General features: G+C 38.5%; 15 protein-coding genes. All 15 read left to right on the top strand.

Going from position 1 to position 22371, the window contains the following annotated elements; all coding sequences use genetic code 11:
- Positions 1 to 1011 precede the first annotated feature (1011 nt).
- The 15 genes from tssB to KO525_RS00695 all read left to right on the top strand — a co-directional run bounded on the left by tssB (position 1012) and on the right by KO525_RS00695 (position 22369).
- Positions 1012 to 1500 (top strand): type VI secretion system contractile sheath small subunit, encoded by a 489-nt coding sequence (gene tssB, locus KO525_RS00765; protein WP_215961888.1) that lies wholly within the window; start codon positions 1012 to 1014, stop codon positions 1498 to 1500.
- A gap of 26 nt (positions 1501 to 1526) precedes the next feature.
- The gene (tssC, locus tag KO525_RS00760; RefSeq protein WP_215961887.1) at positions 1527 to 2984 is read left to right on the top strand and encodes a type VI secretion system contractile sheath large subunit; all 1458 of its coding nucleotides are present in this window, start codon (positions 1527 to 1529) and stop codon (positions 2982 to 2984) included.
- Positions 2985 to 3074: 90 nt separating this feature from the next.
- A complete protein-coding gene (tssD, locus tag KO525_RS00755; RefSeq protein WP_215961886.1) occupies positions 3075 to 3620 on the top strand; it encodes a type VI secretion system tube protein TssD in 546 nt (181 codons plus the stop codon).
- A gap of 77 nt (positions 3621 to 3697) precedes the next feature.
- Positions 3698 to 4405, top strand: a complete 708-nt coding sequence (locus tag KO525_RS00750) for a type VI secretion lipoprotein TssJ (protein WP_215961885.1) — start codon at positions 3698 to 3700, stop codon at positions 4403 to 4405.
- Positions 4406 to 4451: 46 nt separating this feature from the next.
- Positions 4452 to 5843, top strand: coding sequence for a type VI secretion system baseplate subunit TssK (gene tssK, locus KO525_RS00745; protein ID WP_215961884.1), 1392 nt, complete (start codon positions 4452 to 4454; stop codon positions 5841 to 5843).
- 8 nt (positions 5844 to 5851) lie between these two features.
- Positions 5852 to 6511, top strand: coding sequence for a DotU family type IV/VI secretion system protein (locus KO525_RS00740; protein ID WP_215961883.1), 660 nt, complete (start codon positions 5852 to 5854; stop codon positions 6509 to 6511).
- Between the two features lie 50 nt (positions 6512 to 6561).
- Positions 6562 to 10041 (top strand): type VI secretion protein IcmF/TssM N-terminal domain-containing protein, encoded by a 3480-nt coding sequence (locus KO525_RS00735; protein ID WP_215961882.1) that lies wholly within the window; start codon positions 6562 to 6564, stop codon positions 10039 to 10041.
- Entirely contained in the window at positions 10034 to 11764 is a 1731-nt protein-coding gene (gene tssC / locus KO525_RS00730) for a type VI secretion system contractile sheath large subunit (RefSeq protein ID WP_215961881.1), read from the top strand. Before KO525_RS00735 ends, tssC (KO525_RS00730) begins: the two co-directional genes overlap by 8 nt.
- Before the next feature lie 15 nt (positions 11765 to 11779).
- The gene (gene tssD / locus KO525_RS00725) at positions 11780 to 12268 is read left to right on the top strand and encodes a type VI secretion system tube protein TssD (RefSeq protein WP_215961880.1); all 489 of its coding nucleotides are present in this window, start codon (positions 11780 to 11782) and stop codon (positions 12266 to 12268) included.
- Between the two features lie 5 nt (positions 12269 to 12273).
- A complete protein-coding gene (gene tssE, locus KO525_RS00720; RefSeq protein WP_215961879.1) occupies positions 12274 to 12696 on the top strand; it encodes a type VI secretion system baseplate subunit TssE in 423 nt (140 codons plus the stop codon).
- Between the two features lie 8 nt (positions 12697 to 12704).
- Positions 12705 to 14423 carry a type VI secretion system baseplate subunit TssF gene (gene tssF / locus KO525_RS00715; RefSeq protein WP_215961878.1) on the top strand — a complete coding sequence of 573 codons (1719 nt, stop codon included), beginning with the start codon at positions 12705 to 12707 and terminating at the stop codon, positions 14421 to 14423.
- Positions 14387 to 15406 carry a type VI secretion system baseplate subunit TssG gene (gene tssG / locus KO525_RS00710; protein WP_215961877.1) on the top strand — a complete coding sequence of 340 codons (1020 nt, stop codon included), beginning with the start codon at positions 14387 to 14389 and terminating at the stop codon, positions 15404 to 15406. The genes tssF and tssG overlap by 37 nt, the downstream gene beginning before the upstream one ends.
- Positions 15407 to 15454: 48 nt before the next feature.
- Complete coding sequence (locus tag KO525_RS00705) at positions 15455 to 18457, top strand: type VI secretion system tip protein TssI/VgrG (RefSeq protein WP_215961876.1); 3003 nt, start codon at positions 15455 to 15457, stop codon at positions 18455 to 18457.
- 3 nt (positions 18458 to 18460) lie between these two features.
- Positions 18461 to 21310: a DUF2169 domain-containing protein gene (locus KO525_RS00700; RefSeq protein WP_215961875.1), complete on the top strand. Its 2850-nt coding sequence runs from the start codon at positions 18461 to 18463 to the stop codon at positions 21308 to 21310.
- A gap of 3 nt (positions 21311 to 21313) precedes the next feature.
- Positions 21314 to 22369, top strand: a complete 1056-nt coding sequence (locus KO525_RS00695) for a pentapeptide repeat-containing protein (RefSeq protein ID WP_215961874.1) — start codon at positions 21314 to 21316, stop codon at positions 22367 to 22369.
- The last annotated feature ends 2 nt before the right edge of the window (positions 22370 to 22371 follow it).

Here is a 22371-nt window from a genome sequence, read left to right as displayed (position 1 = left end):
CAATTTAAAATGAAATGGTATAACCGAAATATTTGGCTTATTAAATTCGAATAGTGAAATGCATCTGTATTTAACAGGATTTACAAATTTTAGAAGTGGTCTGATGTATTTTACAATTGAATAGAATACTCATTTCGAAACAAAAGAGCGAACCAGATTGCTATACTGTGTTTTAGTAGGTTTTATAATATCCAGATTACTTTTCTATTTTATAACCATTTTTTATGTCGTGATAGTTTTTTATCCATAACTTAGACAAACCAATATTATCATTTTGTAATCCCATGTGTAAGTGGTCACTTACTTCAAAGGGTTTTGGTATTATGTTGTGTTTTGATATTTTGATGTTCTATCGTTCTATTTGGATTGCAGCTAACTCGCCATTTAGTAAATAAAATTAAGGTTACTATTGTCGTATTGTTTTGTCTGTATCCAATCCATCGTTTTTTAGCTGTGTTTTTTTATAGATTATTTTGTTATTAAAATTGAAGACTAATAAAAAGTTTAGACAATAAGCGTAGCTAGTAATTATTCGCAAAAAACACATACGGTTAAATTGTATTTAGTGGCGAACTGATGAATTAATCAGGTTTGTAGTAAAAGGTTCATTGATTAACTTTTGCTTTTTGACTAAATAAACTGTATCAATAACAACTATATATTTTTACTTCTCTATAGATGTCTAATAATCCTAGTTTGATTTAGAGTATTGGGTTTGACTTTTTTTTAACATCGACTAATTTTAGTCAACTGTGTAGTTGTTTTATATTTGTTCAATGCTGCACATTTGTCCTACACAAAGTGTTTAATTTTTGTCTGTTTAGAAAGTGATATAAAAGTTTACTAGTTTTTGGCTGGTTTTATGTTTGCAAAAATAGAACCATCAGATAACTAGAGTGTGGTTCATAAAGTAATTGGTTATAAGTTAGCTTTTCAGAACACCATTATGCTTTAACTGTATAAGTTGACTGTAAGAATAAAATAAAACTTCATAATGCGAAAGGATAAGATATGAGTAAGAAAAAGAGCGGTTCAGTAGCACCAAAGGAAAGGGTCAATATTTCATACAAACCCGCCGTAGGTGACGCAAATGCCCAAATAGAATTGCCTATGAAAATACTAGTAATGGGGCAATTTTCTTCTCAAGCTGATGATAAAGTCATGGAAGAAAGGGAGATTGTTAACATTAACAAGAATAACTTTGACGAAGTTATGGGATCGATGGATTTAGACATTAATTTTACAGTCCCTAATAAACTTTCCGATAATGACGAAGAATTATCAATAAACTTATCTCCTAAAAGCCTCAAAGATTTTACGCCAGACAAATTGGTTGAATCAGTTCCAGAATTAAAGCAAATAATTGAATTAAGAAATGCATTAAAAGCATTAAAAGGCCCTTTAGGTAATGTACCTAAAATGCGTCGCACTATTCAAAATATGTTGGCTGATGAAAGCCAAAGAAGTCAACTTGTTAAAGAAGTTGGCGTTAAGAAATAATCAGCTAAGGATAAAAAGGTAGGAAAATGGCTAATACAGATGACGGAATTGTCGAAGTCACACTCGTAGAAGAAATTTTAGATTTTACAAAAATAAACCAGCAAGACGAAAGCTATCCTGTAGTAAAACAGGGTGTAGAAGCTTTTTTACAAGATGTACTTGCTAGAGAATCTGTTGAAAGTGTTCGTATTGATAAGTCACTAGTTGACACAATGATCGATGAATTGGATCAGCGTCTAAGTGCACAAATTGACGAAATACTTCATAACGAAGTTGTAAAGTCTATTGAAAAGCCTTGGGCGAGTTTAAACTTCTTATTAAATAGAACCGATTTTTCACAAAATATTAAGGTTCAAATTTTAAACGCTAGCAAAAACGACTTAGTTGACGATTTTGAAGATGCACCTGATATCACTCAGACTGGTTTGTATCGTAAGATCTATACAGATGAATACGGTCAATTTGGTGGTGAACCATTTGGTGTTGTAATAGGCGACTATGACTTTAATTATAAAGCTCCAGATGTTGAACTTCTTTCAAACATGGCATCGTTAAGTGCTATGACTCATGCGCCGTTTATAAGTGCAGCGAGTTGTGAGTTTTTTGGAGTCGATAAGTATGAAGAATTGCCAACATTAAAAGAAGTTGAATCAATCTTCGACGGCGCACAATATGCTAAATGGAACGGATTTAGAGAAAGTGATGATGCTCGATATGTTGGCTTAACACTTCCTAGTTTCATGTTGCGTCCAACCTATGGAGAAGACCTGGTTGTTCGCTCTTTTAATTATCAAGAAAAAGTTACATCGAAGGAAGATTATCTTTGGGGTAATGCTGCATATGCTTATGCAAGCCGATTAGCAGATAGTTTCGCACAATTTAGATGGTGTCCGAATATTATTGGACCTCAATCTGGTGGTGCAGTCGAAGACTTGGCTATAGACGTTGTTGATGTTGATGGCAGTGAAGAAGTTCGTGGCCCAGTTGAAGTTGTCATTTCAGATAGAAAAGAGTACGAATTGTCTGAACTGGGCTTTATTCCGTTGACGTTAAGAAAAGGTGGCGATCACGCAGTATTTTTCTCTTCAAACTCAGTTCAAAAAGCAATTAAATTTGGCAATGATGCCGAAGGTCAGATCGCTGAGTTAAATTATCGTTTAGGCACGCAACTTCCTTATTTGTTTATTGTTTGTCGTTTAGCGCATTATATTAAAGTGCTACAACGTGAAAACTTAGGTAGTTGGAAGACAAGGGCTGATCTTGAAACTGAACTTAATAAGTGGTTGAGAAGGTATGTTGCAGATCAAGAGAATCCATCTCCAGCAACTAGAAGTGCTCGCCCTTTAAGAAAAGCCGAATTGGTGGTTTCTGAAGATAAAAGTGATGCAGGTTGGTTCTCTGTAGCATTAAGCGTTACACCACACTTCAAGTTTATGGGGGCTAATTTTACATTATCCTTAGCAGGGTCATTAGAGAAAGCTTAACAACCTTGGTGAAGTCCACATACCAGTGAACTTCACCGATAAATTTATTTAACATGGTGATATACCACCTATTGATAGGGAACTTTGATTATGCCAAACGAAATTTTTGTGACGATAGAAGATGCTGAAGGGAATAACCTGACAGAAGGTGCTTCGTCTAAAGAAAGTATAGCTTCATACTATAAAGAAGAGCATTTAGATAAGATATTTGCCCAGGCTTTTGAGCAAAAAAGTGTTTTACCGATAGATCCAAGAAATGGTCAAGTTACTGGGGTCAGAAGGCATGAATACTTTGAAATAACAAAATTGATTGATAAAAGTAGTCCAATATTGGCGCAACTATTGTCTCAACCTACAGACTTGAATATCCATATTGAATTTTATCGTTCACCTGATGAAACAAGTGGTGGTGAGCCTGTACGTTACTATCAAATTAAAGTAGCAGAAGCGAAACTGATAAGCCTTTCTACAGTGTCGCCTAATGCAATGGATCCTAGCAATGATAATTATATGGCTACAGAAAAATTGCAGTTTAGTTTTAATGCAATAGCATGGAAACATGACATTTGCGGAACTGAATGTGTAGATTCATCGTCAAATGGTGAAAATACAGAATTAGTCGCATTTGACGATTAAGAAAGCGGAACCAGCAATAGTAACTTCTATTGCTGGTTCTAAATGTGTTAAAGCGATTAAAACGATAAAATGACAAAATGCAAAATAAAGCCATATTTTCTATTTTTTTTATATATGTACTTTTCCTAACCGGCTGTGCAACGCCACTTCCTGAATGGAAAGGTACAATAGAGGAACATCCTCCACTGACAATCGACGATCCACAAATTGAAGGCAATAATTTGATTTGGCAGTGGCACACAAATAAATGGCATTATCGGGGCAACGCCGAAATTGTTGATGCCTATGAAACTTGGGATTATGATCCCGCAGCGATAGTCTTCCGTTTTCAAACACCACCACAACTGAATTTATACGTTGGAAAACCGCATAGTTTGTACTTAAAAGTTTTTCAACTGTCTGACCTAAAAGTATTTAAAGATATAGCGAGTACGCCTGCAGGAATTAGAGAGCTACTTACTAGTAAGAAAGAAGATATTGATACGAGTATCGTTGCTTCTTCAGACTTAACTATTTCACCAAGTAGTAATGAAGTGATAACGGTAGATAGATTTAAAGAAACAAAATTTGTAGCGGTTGTTGCTGGTTATTATCAACTGCAGACGGAAGATAGTGTTCAAATATTTGAAATCCCTTCTGTTGCCAATCGAACCGAGTATTCCGCGTCTACAATTAGTAATCTGAACCCATTTTCTGAACCTGGTATTTCAGAGGCAGCTAGAATTAAGGCCTGGGTTGATTTAGGCGTAACAAAAATATCTAGAGTGCAAATGCTCGCTCAATAATAATAATTTATGCCGTCAGACATATAAACGAGTAAAGGATAACTTAGTGAATTTCAATAAACCATTATTTTGGCATCAGGGACTCTTCCTTCAGCCTCAACACTTTCAATATCAGTCTTTGCATTCGCAACAAGCTGTATATCAACTTTACGGTATAAATAACCCATTCCCGTGGGGCGTTTCGAATATGCATCTTGACAGTCAAGCACTTAATAGGGGCTTTGTAGAGCTAAATACTCTTGATGTATTGTACGAAGATGGTTCATTAGTTTCGTTTCCTGAAAATGCGTTAATTGCGCCTCGCAGTTTTGAAAGCCACTGGCAAGATCGTACCAAAGGCATAATCGTTTTAGCAGTAATTTCAAAGCTCAGTGATAGTAGAAGTAATGTTACTCAGGTTCCAAGTTATGATAATAGCCAAATTATCTCTACCCGTTACGTGTCAAGTATCGAGGGTGAATCGATTAAAGATGTCCATCAAGGCGACCAGTCAGTTACTGTTAAAACGATGAAATATGTCGTTAGGTTAATATTTGAGGACGAAATTGAACAGTTTTCAGATTGTTTAATTATGCCAATAACTAAGCTTGAAGAAATTGAAGACGTCGTGATGTTCAGTAAAGAGTTCATTCCAGCTTCCGTTTGCATCAATGCGTCTTCCATTATGATGGATCAACTTAAAGAGATTAGAGACGAGTTACTCGGGCGTTCTAAACAACTGGAAAATTATAAAAATACTTCTACTTCAAGAAGTGCCGAGTTTAATCCGGTTTCAGAACGCTACCGTAGTGCGTTAAGAGTGATTGCTCGATATGCCCCAATGTTAAATCATTACTTAGAACACCCATCGATTACGCCATTTGAAATGTTTGGCCATATTCGAGCATTAATAGGTGAATTATCAACATTTTCTGCACGCTACAGTATATTAGGTGAATCATTAGACGGAACCGTTTCGACGATTAAGTATAATCACCGTGAGTTATTCCAGTCATTTGAGAAAACGAAGGCCTTGTTAGTCAGCTTATTGGATGAGTTAACAGTAAGTCCAGAGCTTTTGGTACGATTGGAAAAACAAGACGACGGGTCATATAACTGTAAGTTACCAAGCGAATTTTTTGTTAGACAGCATAGTATGTACTTGCTGTTAGAAAGTAATCTAGCGGCGAATGACTATATCAGTTCGTTTAAAAATTATGCGAAACTTGGGGCGAAATCCCATGTTGAACGCTACGTACAAAGCGCAATACCAGGGGTTGAGTTCACTCATTTGGATGAACAACCAACAGGATTAGAACAACGTCCTAAAGTGACCTACTTTACAATTGATCGAACCAGCAGTAAATGGAAGGCAATTGAAGAAGAAGGAATGTTTGCAGTACATTGGGACGATGCCCCGGACGATTTGATTATTGAAATGGTTTTGGTAAGAGGTTAGGGAGCGACATGAGATTAGTTGACTGCTTTATTGGAAGTTTAAGTTATACCATGCAGGTTGTTGAACATGCAGAAATCGACAAAGAAAATAGTTATGATTCTGTGCGTTCACACATTACTAGCCAGTTAGATAGTTTACTGGGTTTTGCACTAGACGGGGGTTATACCAAATCTCAATACCAGTTGGCACTTTTTGCTGTTGTAACTTTTATAGATGAAAAACTCATCGCTTCAAAGTGGGAACATAGGAAGGTTTGGGGGCGAAATTTACTGCAACGTTTTTATTTTGATACAACCCAAGGTGGTGTTGAGTTTTTTACAAAGTTAGATGGACTAAATCCATTTAACCCTGCAGAGCGGGATATAAGAGAAGTATATTATTACTGTTTAACTCTCGGATTCACCGGGAAGTTTTATGATTCAGGACTTCAGTCACAACTTGATTCAATAAAGTACGACAATTACAAATTGTTAGCTGATGAGTTGAATGATGAAGCCACGTTGTTTCCAGGAGCTTATTCTAAGAAAAAGGTTGAAGGGAAGATACACGTTAAAAAAGACTTTTCTCCGCTAGTTTATGGTGGACCTATTTTAATCGTAGCTTTCGCTTACTTTTTCTTTAAAAAAGATCTGGTTGGTTTGGCGAACTTTTTAGTTATCTCAATATGATAACTACCTCTTAAAATTAACAAAATTATGAGTCAGCCGTGAAAATTTTTTTGAAAATATTATTATACATATTTATTTGGTTAGTCATTTCAGGCTTAGTGATTGGCGGAGCTGTTTTAGCTGGTGAAGAGCTGATGACGGGCGTGAATTACGCAATTGGCGTGTTTGTCGCTTGGTTATTATTTTTGCTTATTCGCAAAGGTATTTTGTATTACAGAGCAAAACAACAGGTTGAAGGACTGGTTAATGTTGAAGAGGGTGAAAAAAAATCAGCCTTCTCATTTAACTTCTCGTTTGAGAAAACGCCGCTAGAGAAAAATTTCTCTCAAATGACTAAACTGTTGCGCCAGAGCTATCTAAAAGTTCATGGCGATCCAATGTACGTTTTGCCTTGGTATTTAGTTATAGGCCAAAACGGAAGTGGTAAGTCATTTTTACTAAATGAAGCCAACCTATCTTCACCAACTATAGATTTACAAGGGTTGGACAAAACTGAGCAAGATATAAATTGGAAACTATTTAATCAAGGTATCGCACTTGATGTTCCAAGTAGTTATATTAATTCTACCGACGATAATAAAAATAACCCTAAGTGGCATCTGTTATTAGAATTGTTACGCAAACAGCGTCCTAAAGAACCTATAAATGGTGTTGTTGTTACTTTAACGATGGAAGATTTGCTTGGTGAGAAAAGCCAGCAACTTATCGAAAAGGCAATTGAGTCACGCCGAGCAATCGAACAATTGATGCAACAACTCAGTGTCGTTGTGCCAGTTTATGTTGTTATAACTCATACAGACAAAATGCCAGGTTTTAATGATTGGGTTGAGACGTTGCCTGGAGCTAAACTAAACCAACCGATTGGCGAGGTTAATAACGATGGCTTAACAGCGGCAAATTTTGTTGGTCACACTGTCGGTGAGCTCGCAGAGCGAATTAAGCAATTGATGCTTAATGCGATAAAAGACAGTACTGTCACTCCGGAATTACTGCTTTTACCTAGCCAGTTTGAAAAATTGGAAAGACACCTTTCAATCTTTTGTGGTTCTTTGTTTCAAAACAACCCATATCAAAAAACACCTAACTTTAGGTCACTTTATTTTACTGCAGCCGACGACAATACTAGAATGGTTTCTGGTCGCAGAGGCCTGTTTAGCCAGATACTGCTTAGCAAAATATTGCCGGGCGAACGAGATATGGTTAGCTCAATCGGTCGTTCAGAACGTATTGTTAGAAGCCGGATTTTTGGTAAGTCATTGGCGTGGAATGCAACATTAGCTGCTGTATTAGTAGCATTATATTTTAGCTATTCGACTGATTCAGAAATACTTGATACGTCAGTATCTAAGTATGCGGGAAGTTTTGAAGAGTCGGTGCAACTTTCTGCAAACGTAAGGTCACTATACGATTTTCGAGATATGGTTTCACGTCTAGAGGAGCACTCATGGACACCTTGGATGGGCTATTCTGAAACACCTGATTTTATTGTTAAACTACAAGGTTTGTTCTCAGAACGAGTCAATGCTCGAATTGTAGAAAAAACCGATCAATTTTTTGTTCGAGAACTCTCAAAAAGGTTTGTTCAAGACAGTGATATTTCTGAAGAAAAGATTGTTGCTTTTATTAGTACGTTGGTCCGAAGAATCAACATAATCGATGCCTATCTTGAAGGTTCAGATATGGAGTCATTACCGCCACCATATAGTGTGTCAGATGCAGACTTTTTTGGTATTCAAGATCCAAATATCGTCGCTCAACTTAATACCCTATATTTACAATCGTTGAATTGGTCGACTAATCGCGCTGACATAGAACAAGAAGCAAAGTTAATGGACGAGCAACTAAATGATATTTTGCTAAAAAGTAAAGATCTCGCCAAGTGGTTAATACCATGGGCAAATAAGGTAGCAAGCACTGCTGAAATTAAAGTATCTGATTATTGGAATGTTGGTACCGGAGCTATGACGTTTGATTCGGTAGTCAACGGTGCATATACGGTTGAAGGTAAAGAAACCATCGACCAGTTTATTGCGCAGATTAGGCAGACTGAACGATATGACGACATATTAGACGACATATTACCTGGATTTGAACAAGAATATAAAAAGCAGTACTTAGAGAATTGGGAGCGATTTTCTAAGAACTTTAGCAAAGGGACAGAGAAACTAAATAGTAGAAATGAATGGCTAATGGTTGTTAATAATTTATCAACGGGCCGTAATTTATACTTTAATGCACTTAATTTAGTTAATGAACAAATTGCACCATACAAAGACGATGTCGAACTGCCAGAGTGGGCAACGATGGTTTTCTATTACGAAGATATGAGTGCGTTTGCGCCTGAGCAAAAGACCGATGGTGCTCAGAATAAAATGTTAACTAAAATGGCACTTAAGATTGTTGGTAAAGCTGGTCCGCTTGGTAAAGCATTGTCGAAAGCTGGAAAAAAGGGCATGAAAACCCAGAAGAAAATGGCAAAAGGCGCTTCTGGACCTTCACCTGATGAACGACAAATGCAATTGGAAGAAGCAGGCAAACTTCTTGGTGAATATAGAGAGTCGTTAGGGAGTTTTGTATATAGCGCTGAAATGCGCTCAGTATCACATGCTGCGATTAGTAGTTTATTTTCTTCACCGGATAACCCTGCCGTGGGTGACGGAAGTCTAGCCAGTGTGTATAGCAGCCTCAAGAAACTTCAGGCAATTGTTGGCAAAGAAACCCCAAGCAACTCTGCGTTCTGGGCACTCTATGGCGGTGCTATCGAACTTATGCAAGATTACATGTTAAATGAATCTTCTTGTAAAGTTCAGGATGTTTGGGAGCAAGAGTTCTTAACGAATATCGATGGTGTCCCTAACTACAAAGTGCCAAATATGGTCTTTGGAGAACAAGGAATGCTATGGTCGTTTCTCGATTTACAATTGGCTCCTTTTGTAGCTAAACGACTAGGCGCAGGCTTTGTCGCTAAAGATGTAGATAAAGTTAAATACCCGCTTAATCCAAGCTTTTTAGAGTTTGCAGCAAAGGCTGATGATGCTCGAAAATCCAAGCAAGAGTTCTATCCTGTAAACTTAGCGACATTACCAACAGGCACTAATTTGGACGCAAAATATCATGTAAGCAAAACGGAATTAGAATTACTATGCGCTGAAGGTTCAACTATTTTGGTTAATCAAAATTTTGCTAATAGCCAAATGTTTAAGTGGGGGGAAAGTTGCAGCGAAGTTAAGCTTAGAATTAATATAGGTCGGTTTGTATTGGAAAAACGGTATGAAGGTGAACTTGGTTTCCCTAACTTTTTGGCAGACTTTAAAACTGGTCAAAAAAGGTTTACGGCCGGAGACTTTCCTGAATTAGCCGATAGGTTAAGAGAGGCCGGTGTTAGCTATGTGGACCTGCAATACACTATGTCTGGGCAGAATGCATTGTTAGAAGCGCTTGACCGTAAGCAACTAGAAATTCCTAGAACGATTTCAAGTTGCTGGAACACAGGTGTGCTTACTGCAGCGGTATTAACTGAACATGAGTGATTTAATATCATCCCCTTCATGGGATCGGATGGAGTTTACCTATCAGTCTGCTGATAGTGGTGAAGACGTGTCTTTACCACTAAAGCTATTAATTCTTGGAGACTTTAGCGGGCAATTCCAAAAAGACTTTGATGATGCAACCCAAATTGATACGAGAAGCTTTAACCAAGTTCTCGCGGCAATGGATGTCGAAGTTTCTTTTGAATTAGCGGTCGACCTTGATAATAATCGCGTCACCTATATTGATATAGATGTATCCATTGCGCGAATCTCTGATTTCGAGCCTGAAAGTCTATTGATGTCAGTTGATTACCTTTATCAGCATGTAGCGTTGATTAAGAAATTGAAACTATGTCTTAATCAAGCGACATTAAACAATGTGGTGCTAGATGAAAAAGAGCAGGCTTTATTAGCTCATTGCGGCATCGATTATGCGGTGTCGAGTTTTGACGAATTGCCATTTATTCTATTTGATATAAATGAGCACCTGCATGAAATACTGTCACAGGTTATTCAAAACGAACAGTTCCAAAAACTCGAATCGATATGGCGAAACCTATATCGCCTAGTTTTTTCTGAAGAGCTGGCAGAAAGTTGCGTTATCGAAATACTCGACATAAGTAAGGCGTCTTTAGAAGAGGATTTTGAAGCCAATAGAGAAATACAAGATACAGTATTGTATGATGCCGTTTATCTAAAAGAATATGCTCAATACGGTGGTCAGCCTTATAGTGCAATTATTGCTGATTACTATTTTTCTGCGGGTAGTCAAGACTTACAGCTTCTCAAAAATATCGCGAAGGTATGTAGATTAGCTCATGCGCCATTTATCGCAGGTGCTTCACCTAAATTTTTCAATGAAGAGGATTTTAGTCAATTAGAGATTATCAGTGACATCCCTGAGTTGATGTCTTCACCTCGATACATTAAGTGGCGATCATTTCAAAAAACATTAGATTCAGCATATATTGGTTTAGCATTACCACGAGTTAAGCTCCGAGAGGCTTATAAACTTGGAGCCGGAGAAATTGACGCAATTCCATACTCAGAAAGCGTGGCAGAGAATGTAAACCAAAATTTGTTAGGAAATGCCTCGTTTGCTTTTGCAAAATGCCTGATTAATAGTTTCGCTAAATATGCCGTTTGCACTGACTTAACGGGTCACGTCGGTGGTAGTGTTGATATGTACCACTCAACCGATACCTCTAAGCAGTTGTTTCCAAACTACATGATTGAAGCCATGATTTCTGAGCGGCAGTTGATGGATTTGGCGAATGTAGGCTTTTTAACGCTGGCTTACAACAAAGCCCAACAAAATTTATTCTTTACCTCTTCAGCGTCAGTTCGGTGGGGGAATTTCTCGGCTCATAAATCACTAGATCCAAGTGAAAATTTTAGTTCCCAAGTGGAAGCACAACTCCCTTATATATTTATCGTTTCAAGAATAGTGCATTATTTGAAGGTAGTGCAAAGGGAGTCAATTGGGGTCCAGAAAAGTTTGATCCAAGTACAAACAGAACTAAACAAATGGTTAAAACGTTATGTGTCAGACGTTGAAAATCCTGCAGAGGCAATTCGAGCCCGAAAGCCACTAAAAAAAGCTGAAGTTGTTTTATCTGCACCAGATATTAATGGTGAACAATCTTTAGACCTAACGATCGTGCCTCATTTACGATTTATGGGTAAAGACTTCAGTTTAAGTCTCACGATGAACGTAGATTAAGCAAAGGAAATCGACATGGCAATGATTGGATTTTTAACTCTACGAGGTGATATTCAAGGGGTTATAGAAGGGAGTTCACGTTACGAAGGTAACGAGACGGAGATTGAAGTATTAAAATTTGATCACCAAATAGAAATCCCCCGTTCCGCTAATAATCAGGTATCTTCAGGGCAGATTGTTCATAGAGGTATACAGATTAATAAGTTGGTGGACAAAAGCACCCCAAAACTGGCGCAAGCTCTTGATAACAGAGAAGTCCTCAGTGAAGTTGTTTTAAGTTGGTATGTTCATACAACGGTAGGTGACCGAGAATTAATGTACCGGATTAAATTGGAAAACGCACTGTTAACCAAAATAGAGACTTGGTCGCCACATCTATACGATACTCAGCATGACGGTTATCGTTTAATGGAAAATTTGACCATTAGTTACGAAAAAATAGTATGGAGTTATGGCAGCGACGGCGACGTGGAATACGAAACCCAAGCGAAAGGGGCCGACTAATTATTATGAGTCATCTACGATTATTTGAACGTCTAGCTTCCCTTGATTTAGACAGTGAACAAAGAGCGAATAGTAAACGGATCTCTGTAAAACAGTCGATTTTGAATCATTTGGAAAAGTTGTTTAATACCCCGTTAGGGTCAGTCGAAGTTGATCAAGAATATGGTTTGTTAGGTGATGCGACTCAAGTTATTGGTAACAGGCCACCAGATCCGCAACTGATAGTAAAAAGAATGTTGGCTCAAATCCATCAATATGAACCGCGATTAACAAAGCCTTTGATTAAAATGCAAATTAACGAGGAAGATAATTTGTTAGTTAGGTTTGAGATCAGTGGCTCTATTTTTCAAGATGCAGAAGTGACTGACATCACATTTACTGGCGCCGTGTTAGCTAACGGCAATTTACAATTTGATAGCGTCAACTAGGATGTGTTGTGTTAACTAATTATTACAAACAAGAATTGAGGCTATTGAAGTCAATAGCAAAGGACTTCTCACGCGACAACCCTGCACTTACTCGGGCATTGACTGGTGCGAACGCTGATCCTGATGCGACACTTATTTTAGAAGGTGTGGCATTTTTAACCGCAAATATTCGCCAGGAACTCGACAGCCAGTTTCCAAAGTTTTTACACAGTTTGGCGCAATTAGTCTGTCCACAATATATTCGCCCAATGCCAAGCGCCACCATGATCGCTTTTAAACCTAAGCCAAGTTTAGCAAAACCACTTGCGGTGAATGCGGGGACTTACATTGATTCCAAAGAAAGTGACTTAGGAAGCTGTCGATTTAAAACTGTCGACAAAATAGAAATATTACCAATAAACCTAATTGACGTTGTTGAAAAAAGTCGTGACGGCGATTTGAATTTTAGTTTGCAATTCGAGTTAATAAACACAACCCTTGATCAGCAGCCATTTGATAAGATAAGACTTTATATTGGTGGTGAATACGAAGAAGCGTGTGATTTATATTACCTGCTCGTTAATCAAATTAAAGAAGTAACAATGTCTTCCAGTGGTGATATTTCATTGCCTGTTGACGTTGTGCAACCTGGTGGAATAGAAAACCAAACCAGTATTTATCCTCAACCTCCAGGGTTGATGCCTGCATATGATTTACTTCAAACTTACTTCCTATTTCCTGAAAAGTTTTTGTTTATTGATATCGATTTGTCACAATGGCGTGACCGTGGGGCTGGCACCCGGTTTAGTATTAATATTTCGATGCGTAAGGCGAATATAGAGTTACCAAAATTATCAAAAGAGCATTTTTGGCTAAACGTTACGCCAGCTGTTAATTTATTTGAAGCTGAATCCCATTCGGTACTGATTTCTCCTACTGAAAATGAGTATCAGTTGTTACCAAATACCGGCTCTAATAAAGCGAATCATGAAATATATGCAGTTGAGCAAGTGGAGAGTAATGCCCGCGGGGTAGAGCAATCTAGAGAATATCAATTGTTCGGGGGTCATCAGGTCAATACCAGCACTCAATCTGTTTATGAACTGGTATATAAAAATATTCATAAGCCATCAGTCGATACGTATATTAAACTTGCATTTGATCCAAATACACCGATTGCCAACAACGAAATACTAAAAGCTAAACTCACCTGCAGTAATGGCAATCAAGCTGACAAATTACATACTGGGGACATCGGTGTAGCAACCTCAAATACTCCAGAGCTAGCGACCTTTAAAAATATTACATCACCGACAACAAGTCGAAAAATTCCATTAGACGGTGATATGCTTTGGCAGTTGATCTCACATTTATCATTAAACTACCTATCAATCACCGACAGCTCAACATTAAAATCAATTTTACAGCAGTACATTTCACCAGACGCAAAGGCAAAAAGTCAGCGTTTGTTAAATGAAAAGAAAATAGAAGCGATTACAGAAGTTAAAATTAAGCGGGAAGAACGACTCTTTAACAATGCGTTTGTACATGGTCAGAATATTATGGTGACCGTAAAACCCGAAAACTTTGCAAGCCTCGGTGATCGCTTTTTGTTCGGCTCTATTCTTGATAAATTTTTTGCTAGTACTGCGGCTATTAACGTTTATAGCGAATTTGTAATGGAAGACTTTTTTAGTGGGGAGGTGATCAAGTGGCCAGCACAATTAGGCAAACGAGCCCTTCAGTAGAAGAGCGAATTTTAACGTCTCCAAAAACATTTACTTTCGAACGATTGCTCACAAACTTATATGCAATTGTGAAGGCAAGTGGTGAAGATCCGCTAAAAAAAATACGAGTACGTCCAGCACTTTCTATGCAAATTAGTCGAAGTGAAATTGTTTCAGTTACAAAAAATTCATATGGTGAATTTGAAGTTGTAACCAATATACTCGGATTGTACGGTTCGTCATCTCCATTGCCTAGCTTCTATACCGAAGAATTATTGCAATTTGAGCAAGAAGAGCAAACTACAGCTCGGCAGTTTTTAGACATAGTACATCAACGCTTGTATCAACTATTTGCGTTAGCCCAGAAGAAATATAATGCAGTAAGTCAGGTCGTTGAATTTCAAAAACGTGATTTTAGCCAACTACTACATCATTTAATTGGCACGAGTGATATAAGCTTACAGCAAAAATTAATAACCCCGGACATGCTGTTAAAGTTCTCGGGGCTACTGGCAAGTAAGCAACGTTCCGCTCAAGGGTTAAAGTCGTTACTTGAAACTTATTTAGCTGAGTTAAAAGTGGATGTGTCTGTAGAACAATATGTCGAACGACAAGTGATAGTGCCTCTTCAACATTTATCTTCACTCGGTGTTAATTCATGTGAATTGGGATGTTCGGCATTGGTCGGTGATAAAGTGATAGATAATAGCTCGAAAATAATTATTCATTTGGGACCTTTGTCACAGGGCACATTTGAGCAGTTAGTTAATAATAAAAATCGCTGGCAGGCTTTTATTGCCTTAGTAAAAACGTATATAGATAGACCTCTTGAAGTCGACATTAAAATAGGGTTGATTACAAAGGCGGCCAAAGGTATCCGTTTAGGTGAAAAGCAATGGGGGCAATTAGGATACGACACGTGGCTATTGCAAGAACAAAATCATACAGATGGTAAGAAAGACGGTGTTGAAGATGTGTTAGTGACAACCCTCAATTTGCTATAAATTTACTATGATTGTGGTTTAGCGTTTTAGGTTTTTAGGAGTTAAGCAGTGGACAATACAATAGCGTTTTCATTCGAACACAATGCTCTGTCTGCAGACGACAAGGTTCAAGTGTTGTCTTTTAAAGGGACAGAAGGTATTTCTCGTCTATATGAGTTTGAAATTGAGTTATTGTCTGTCAATCCCGATATTGATATCGACAAAATTCTTGAGACACAAGCGTCGTTGACCATTACTTTGGGTAACGAAGAAAGAGTCATCCAAGGAATAATTTCCCATTGTGATGCAGTTTCTCAGGTTAACAACCAGACACTATATAAAGCCAAATTGGTGCCGAAACTTTGGGAATTATCACTGTTTCACACGAATGAAATCTATTTAGATCAAAATATTAAAGAAATAATAGAAATGGTACTCCAAGAGGCTGGATTTACCACGCAAGATTACGACCTTTCGGGCTTACAAGGTAATTATCGAAATTGGGCTTATAAGTGTCAGTATAATGAAAGCCACCTAGAATTTATTTCTAGATTAATGGAACGCGATGGCATTTATTATTATTTCACCCAGGGTGAAATAGGTGAAAAGTTAGTGTTCTGTGATTCATTGCAAACGCAGGAAGATATTACAAACAGTGATGTAACTTATAGTCCAAACGCCTCATTAGAAATAAACGCTTTAGCAAATACAATCACTAGTTTTATCAATCAAAAGAAACGATTACCCCACAAAGTATTATTGAAAGATTACAACGATGATAAACCCTCGGTCGATATCAAAGGCGAGTTTATCGTTGATGAATCTGCTAATCCATCGAGTGAGATTTATGTGTGGGGACAAAATATACAAACCCCTGAAGAAGGTGGTCAACTTGCTCAAATTCGAGCCGAAGAAATTAGTAGCACAAAGTCGGTGTATTATGGTGAAAGTACCGTTATTAGATTGATATCAGGGCATCAATTTACGCTTGAAGGGCATTTTAGAACGAGTTGTAATCAAGATTATTTACTGCTTAACATTGAACACGAAGCAAAGAACCCAAGTCTATTGCACTACGCAGACGGAGACATAGGTGAAGCCGTCGTATATCAAAATACGTTTTCCGCAATTCCGGCCGACATTCAATATCGGAGCAGTCAAGTTACTACTAAGCCAGAAATTCATGGCACATTAAACGCCTTTGTTGATGCGGAAGGTGATGGTCATTATGCCGAATTAGACGAAGAAGGCCGCTACCGAGTTACGTTACCTTTTGACCGGTTGAATCGTGACGGCGGAAAATCGTCCCATTGGATCCGAATGAGTCAACCCTATGGTGGCGAGGGACAAGGTATGAGTTTCCCTTTGAGAAAGGGTACTGAAGTATTGCTCACGTTTATTGGTGGCGATCCTGACCGACCTGTTATCGCGGGCACTGTGCCAAATGCCTCACAACCAAGTATTACGACAGCGGATAACCAAACCAACAGCTTAATTAAAACGGGCTCTGGTAATAAAATTGAACTGGAAGATCAAGACGGTAAAAACCGCATTAAATTACAAACCGGAGACAACAAAACCTATATGCATTTAGGTGCGCCCAACCACGCCGGCGATGGCTGGGTATTGATGACGACGGGAATGGAGCGTAAAGAAGTCAAAGGTGGCTACCAGAGCTTTGTTAGTGTTAGTAATTACTATTTTGAAGATGGGTCAGGTACGGTAGTTAATATTAGTGACCAGGACAGCAATAGCGCGAATGCTTCGCTTGATGCCGCTTCAGGTTCAAACACTGAAAGTGGTTCGTTAAAATCAGGCAATGATATTGTTGATGAACAAGCTGTTTTTACTTTCAAATTTAAAAAGTTAATTGAAGAAATCGAAGGTGAAAAAGTAACTGGTTATTCAACCGATGGCAAAACGGCGACTTCTTCTGGGGATTTACCAAGTCATTTTCTAAACCTACCATCTACTTTCCCAGAAGATGGCGCGATGACTCGAGAAGATGAATTGGCCGGTAACTTTGTTATCGAACGTCGAATTGGCGAGCGCTATGTTTGGTCTTCAGGAAATGAATATATTTATGGCGCTGACAAGATATTTGATTTCGGTAATAGTTGGGACGAATTTCATATTAATGAAGATGGCATTGATGACAATGAAGAGTATTTTGGTGCAGACATGTCGGCAATTTCAAATGCGTTAAATACCGATCCAGATCACTTAGCAGACGGTACTACCGGTTTGTATAACTGGGGCGATGAAACTCGCGCAATCGACCCAGAAAATCAAATAGTTGAGATGAAGTGGGGGGATGAATATGAATACCACCATGGTCGTCGATTTGAATGGTGTAGTGATCCAGCTGATTACGCATTCGGTAATGGTTATGTTGAAAGTTTAATTAATTCCAATACAGAAACTATTAATGCAACGCATGCTCATGATAAAGCCTCTCCAGGTGGGCCGAGATATGGAGATATCACATCTAAGCATTATGGTTTTACTCTATCAAGAGGCACAACCTCTGCGAGCAAGGAAATTGGCAATTCTTATAACTATAAAAATGGCGATGACATTTCAATAACTGTGGGTAATTCAGATTCTGAGACTTACGGCAATGCAGCGAGCTACACAGATGGAGATACGTATGATGTCGTTATGGGGAATAGTTACACCAAACAATGGGGCAGGGATGACACATTTTTTATGGGCGGGACTAGTGAATTCAAATTCGCAGCTTCGTCGACAATGTCTTTAGCGGCAACAAGCGATCTATTTTTAGGGCTTAAAAATGATATTTGTATTGCTGCACGATTCTCTCTTGATGTAGCTGCATGCACCGACGTTGTTACTGGACTGAGGGCTGACATTAGTGCTGGTATTAGGGCCGAAATTAGCTTGACTGCAGCAACTGAATTTGATGCTGTACAAATAAAAACAAAGCTAACAGAATTAAAAAACTCAGTTTCTAATCTAAGTACTACGGCGACAAAAATTGAGACTGCAGGTGCGGGAATCAAAACTGCTGGCGCCTATATTGGCTCAGGCCTTATAAGATTATTGAGTTAGATAATGGAAATTCAAAAGCCGCTTCAACTTGGTGTTTTGTATAAATCTTTTTCCTATTTGGAAAAAAACTTGTTTACGGTCTCTATTCCCATTGGTTTCTCTCTTACTAATGGTGAAATATTACTTGAACAAAAGTTGTGGGAAGTAATTGGTGAGCAGTTAGATGGGGAAATCTTTGATGCCGCGATGCCAAAAGAGGTTGGTGAAGTTTTAGTAGCGGGGAGTTTTATTCCACCGAATAATCAAAAAGTTGAAGCAGGCTCTGTTAAGCTGACGGTCAAAAGCAAAACAAAGCAAGGGACCTATCAAACCGCCGTTGAAAAAGAGCTGGCAATATTTGGCGACCGGCATTGGTATAAATTATTAGGTGCGGGCATTACTCCGAGCTCGCCAGAGCTATTTACAGAAATGCCAATTACGTACCAAAAAGCCTTCGGTGGTGAAGGGTTTAAGCCAAACCCTGGCGGGAAAGGCGCGATAGAAGTGACAACCGATTTTGGCGAGCGTCAGTTTTTGCCTAATATTGAATATAAGAGTAATCTAATTACCTCGCCGGGCTCAAAACCGCAACCTGCCAGTTTTGGCCGTATAGATATCATGAACACTCCGCGCGTAGAAAAGGCAGGAACGTTTGACCAAAAATACATTGAAACCCGCATGCCGGGATTACCGGACGACGTAAACTGGCTCTATTTTAATGATGCGGCGGAAGACCAGTGGCTCGACGGGTTTTTTAATGGAGATGAGCAGTTTTCGATTACTAATATGCATGCCAAACACCAAGAGTTGTCGGGTACTTTACCACCCATTTATGGACGTGCTTTTGTTAATCAGCAGGTGCCAGTTGTTGACAATAGTGGCAATGCCACTGGAAAGATGGAAATTCAGTTTAAAGAAATCCCAACCAAACTTGATACTTTATACTTGTTTCCTAACTCCGATTTAGGTGTGATGATATACAGGGGGACGATTGCAGCGTATTCAGATATTGGTTCGGATATAAAAGCCTTGTTACTGGCCTGTGAAAATCGCAAAGATACGCCTAGAACATTAGCCCATTATCAAGATCAATTAACAAAGCGCCTAGACCTCAAACATGGTTATAAATATGCTTTGTTTTCCGCTCCATTAATTGCCGAAGGCATGAAGTGTGGCTTTCAGCAGATTCAAGAAGACTTTGATTTTCCATTAGAGTTACTAGCAAAAGATAATTTGGAATCATTTGGCGAGCGCAGTCTATTAGACGCATCGAATAAAATAGAGGACGCTAAACTCAAAGTAATTGAGCAGTGCAAAGTGGCGGGTGTCGACCCGACTCCGTATTTAGAAAAAATCAATAATCCTGAAAAAGCCGATGAGCAAATTCAAATCGAAGCAATGTTAGAGCGGATGATGCCAGGCATTCTAACAGAGCCAGACAACATAGATATTTTTAATATAGATTTGACTGTATTAGACGAAATTAAAGCTTATCAAGAACAAATGGTTGAAAATGCAAAGCAGCAAACAAGAGAACATATAGAGAAAGAACTCGAGCTTATAAAACAGAGCAGTGATGCAGAGGCACTTGCACCAGCGATATCTGAAATCGAACAAATAATGACTGAAATGGATATGCCTCCAATGTGGCCTAGACTTGATATGTCGCCACAACTTTCTGAATTACGGCAACAACTTTCGGAAGCAGAGTTACAAATTTCTGAATTACGCGGAGCAGGCATCCCAGAGTCTGAAATACCCAAAATTGATTTTGATGCAGAGAAACTCGAACAGCAAATCATTGAGGCCGGGATTAAACATAAAGAAACCTATTTAATGGGCGCACACCTTATGGGAGAAATGCGCTCACCTCATCCAGAAAAAGAACAAAATCTGAAACAGCAGTTTCTTCAACAGTTTAAAAATGGCGAATCGTTAGTAAGTGGTGACTATGCTTGTATAGACATATCTGGAGAGGACTTGACCGGGATTGACCTGTCAGATTGTTATTTAGAAGGTGTAAATTTCGCCAATTGCAATTTGACCAATGCTAAATTAAGTAAAGCTATTTTGGCTAGCGCAAATCTAGAGAATGCCATTTTACGGAATGCCGATTGCCAAGGGGCCAATATCGGTGCCGCTAACCTAACCGATGCAGACTTCACGGATGCTAATTTGGCGGGTTGCCAATTAGGCGGTTCGAATTTCACTAGAGCAAAGTTAATTAACTGTCCAATGGCTGAAGGTAATTTTTTAGATACCACATTTGAACAAACCATATTTAATGGCTCGGAATTGAAAAAGTGCAACTTTGTTAATCCGGTATTTAGAAATTGTGAGTTTATTGAAACGGATCTTGCTGAAGCGAACTTTGTCGAAGGCCAATTTGTTGATTGTGATTTTACTAAAGCTATTTTAGATGGTGTTAACTTTGTAAAAGCAATCTCAAACAATAATAATTTCCAACAAGCGCAGATGATAAATGTTCGATTTGTTGGTGGCTGTGAACTTAATGGCAGTGACTTTACCGGAATCGATGGCAGTCGAGCTTGTTTTAGAGAGAATCAATTGGTTGATGCCAAATTTGACCAAGCGAAGCTAGACGAAGCCGATTTTTCTGGATCGCAGCTCGATAATGCGAGTTTTCAGGGGGCAAAAGCGTATCGAACCCAGTTTATGCAGAGCCAATGTAAAGGGGCAAGTTTTAAAGCGACCAATTTAATGGAGGGCTCAATGTACAAGGCTTATTTAGTTAGTGCCGATTTCTCTAAAGCCAATTTGTACAGTGTTAACTTTTTAGACAGCACCCTAGGAAACAACACATACTCAGGCGCAAATCTTGACCAGACTATTCTGAAAGAATGGAGGCCATAAACTGTGTTGAAACAGGAACTAATTGATGCAGTAAAAGGTGGCAAGCCTATTGTTGACGGTGTTGATTTGTCCGATGGTGATTATCAAGGCGTGGACTTAGGGGGCGGCAGTTTTGAGTCGGTAAACTTCTCAAGGGCAAATTTATCCGGAGCTAAGTTAAAAGAGTGTAACTTTATTAACTGTACTTTTAGCAATGCAAAGCTTGATGGCGCAAACCTCATACTAGCCAACTTTATAGAAGCAGAGGCAAATGGAATGTCGCTGGTGGGCTGTGATTTAAGGTTAGCTAATTTTGTCGACTCAAAATTAGCGGAGAGTGATTTTTCCAATACGAATTTGGAGAATACGAATTTTGTCAACCCGGTTTTAGCTGGCGCTAAATTTTTAGGTTGCAAAATAAATCAAAGTTCGTTTATTAATGCTGATCTTTCAAAAACGAGTTGGGCAGGCTCAACGGCGTTTCGTGTTAATTTTCTTGAGCCCTTAGTTGAAGCTATTAATTTAGATGAAGTTCAATGGGAATTGCCGTTTTTCATGAAAGCGAATTTCGCAGGTTTTGATTTTACAAAAGTAGGATTTATTAAACCACAATTTCAGCAATGCGATTTATCAGATACAAACTTTAGCAATAAAGATTTATCGCAAGCCGGTTTTATGCAAGCAAAATTGACGAGTGCCAATTTCAGCGGCGCGATATTGGCTCAGGCTAACTTGGTCGAAGCAGACTTGTCATTTGCTAATTTTGAAAATGCAAATATGCCACAGGCTTTGCTAAAAGAAGCCATATTAACTAAGGTTAACTTTACTAAAATCAAAGCTGAGCAGGCACTGTTTGAAAAAGCAGATTGCACAGGATCTGTATTTAGTGGAGCAGATTTAACATATGTTGAATTTAGCCATGCTATTCTCGACGAGGCGGATATGTCGAATACTAGTTTGTATCGTACTAATTTGCATGAAATACAAGAGCAGAAAACCAATTGGAAAGGTGCGAGCCGAAAGTTAGCTTTAGAAACTGACGAAACAAAATTAAAAGCGGAACAATGGGCTGCAAAATAAGA

The sequence above is a fragment of the Psychrosphaera sp. B3R10 genome (assembly GCF_018861025.1).
Taxonomy (GTDB): domain Bacteria; phylum Pseudomonadota; class Gammaproteobacteria; order Enterobacterales; family Alteromonadaceae; genus Psychrosphaera; species Psychrosphaera algicola.
The sequence above is the reverse complement of the archived record's forward strand: the minus strand, read 5'-3'. Positions and strand labels throughout refer to the sequence as shown.

Excerpts from the sequence above, each read along its gene's own strand:
- tssD (WP_215961880.1), top strand. The coding sequence starts at position 11,780 with ATGGCAATGATTGGATTTTTAACTCTACGAGGTGATATTCAAGGGGTT.
- KO525_RS00700 (WP_215961875.1), top strand. The coding sequence starts at position 18,461 with ATGGAAATTCAAAAGCCGCTTCAACTTGGTGTTTTGTATAAATCTTTT.
- tssD (WP_215961886.1), top strand. The coding sequence starts at position 3,075 with ATGCCAAACGAAATTTTTGTGACGATAGAAGATGCTGAAGGGAATAAC.
- KO525_RS00750 (WP_215961885.1), top strand. The coding sequence starts at position 3,698 with ATGCAAAATAAAGCCATATTTTCTATTTTTTTTATATATGTACTTTTC.
- KO525_RS00740 (WP_215961883.1), top strand. The coding sequence starts at position 5,852 with ATGAGATTAGTTGACTGCTTTATTGGAAGTTTAAGTTATACCATGCAG.
- tssC (WP_215961881.1), top strand. The coding sequence starts at position 10,034 with ATGAGTGATTTAATATCATCCCCTTCATGGGATCGGATGGAGTTTACC.
- tssC (WP_215961887.1), top strand. The coding sequence starts at position 1,527 with ATGGCTAATACAGATGACGGAATTGTCGAAGTCACACTCGTAGAAGAA.
- tssE (WP_215961879.1), top strand. The coding sequence starts at position 12,274 with ATGAGTCATCTACGATTATTTGAACGTCTAGCTTCCCTTGATTTAGAC.
- tssB (WP_215961888.1), top strand. The coding sequence starts at position 1,012 with ATGAGTAAGAAAAAGAGCGGTTCAGTAGCACCAAAGGAAAGGGTCAAT.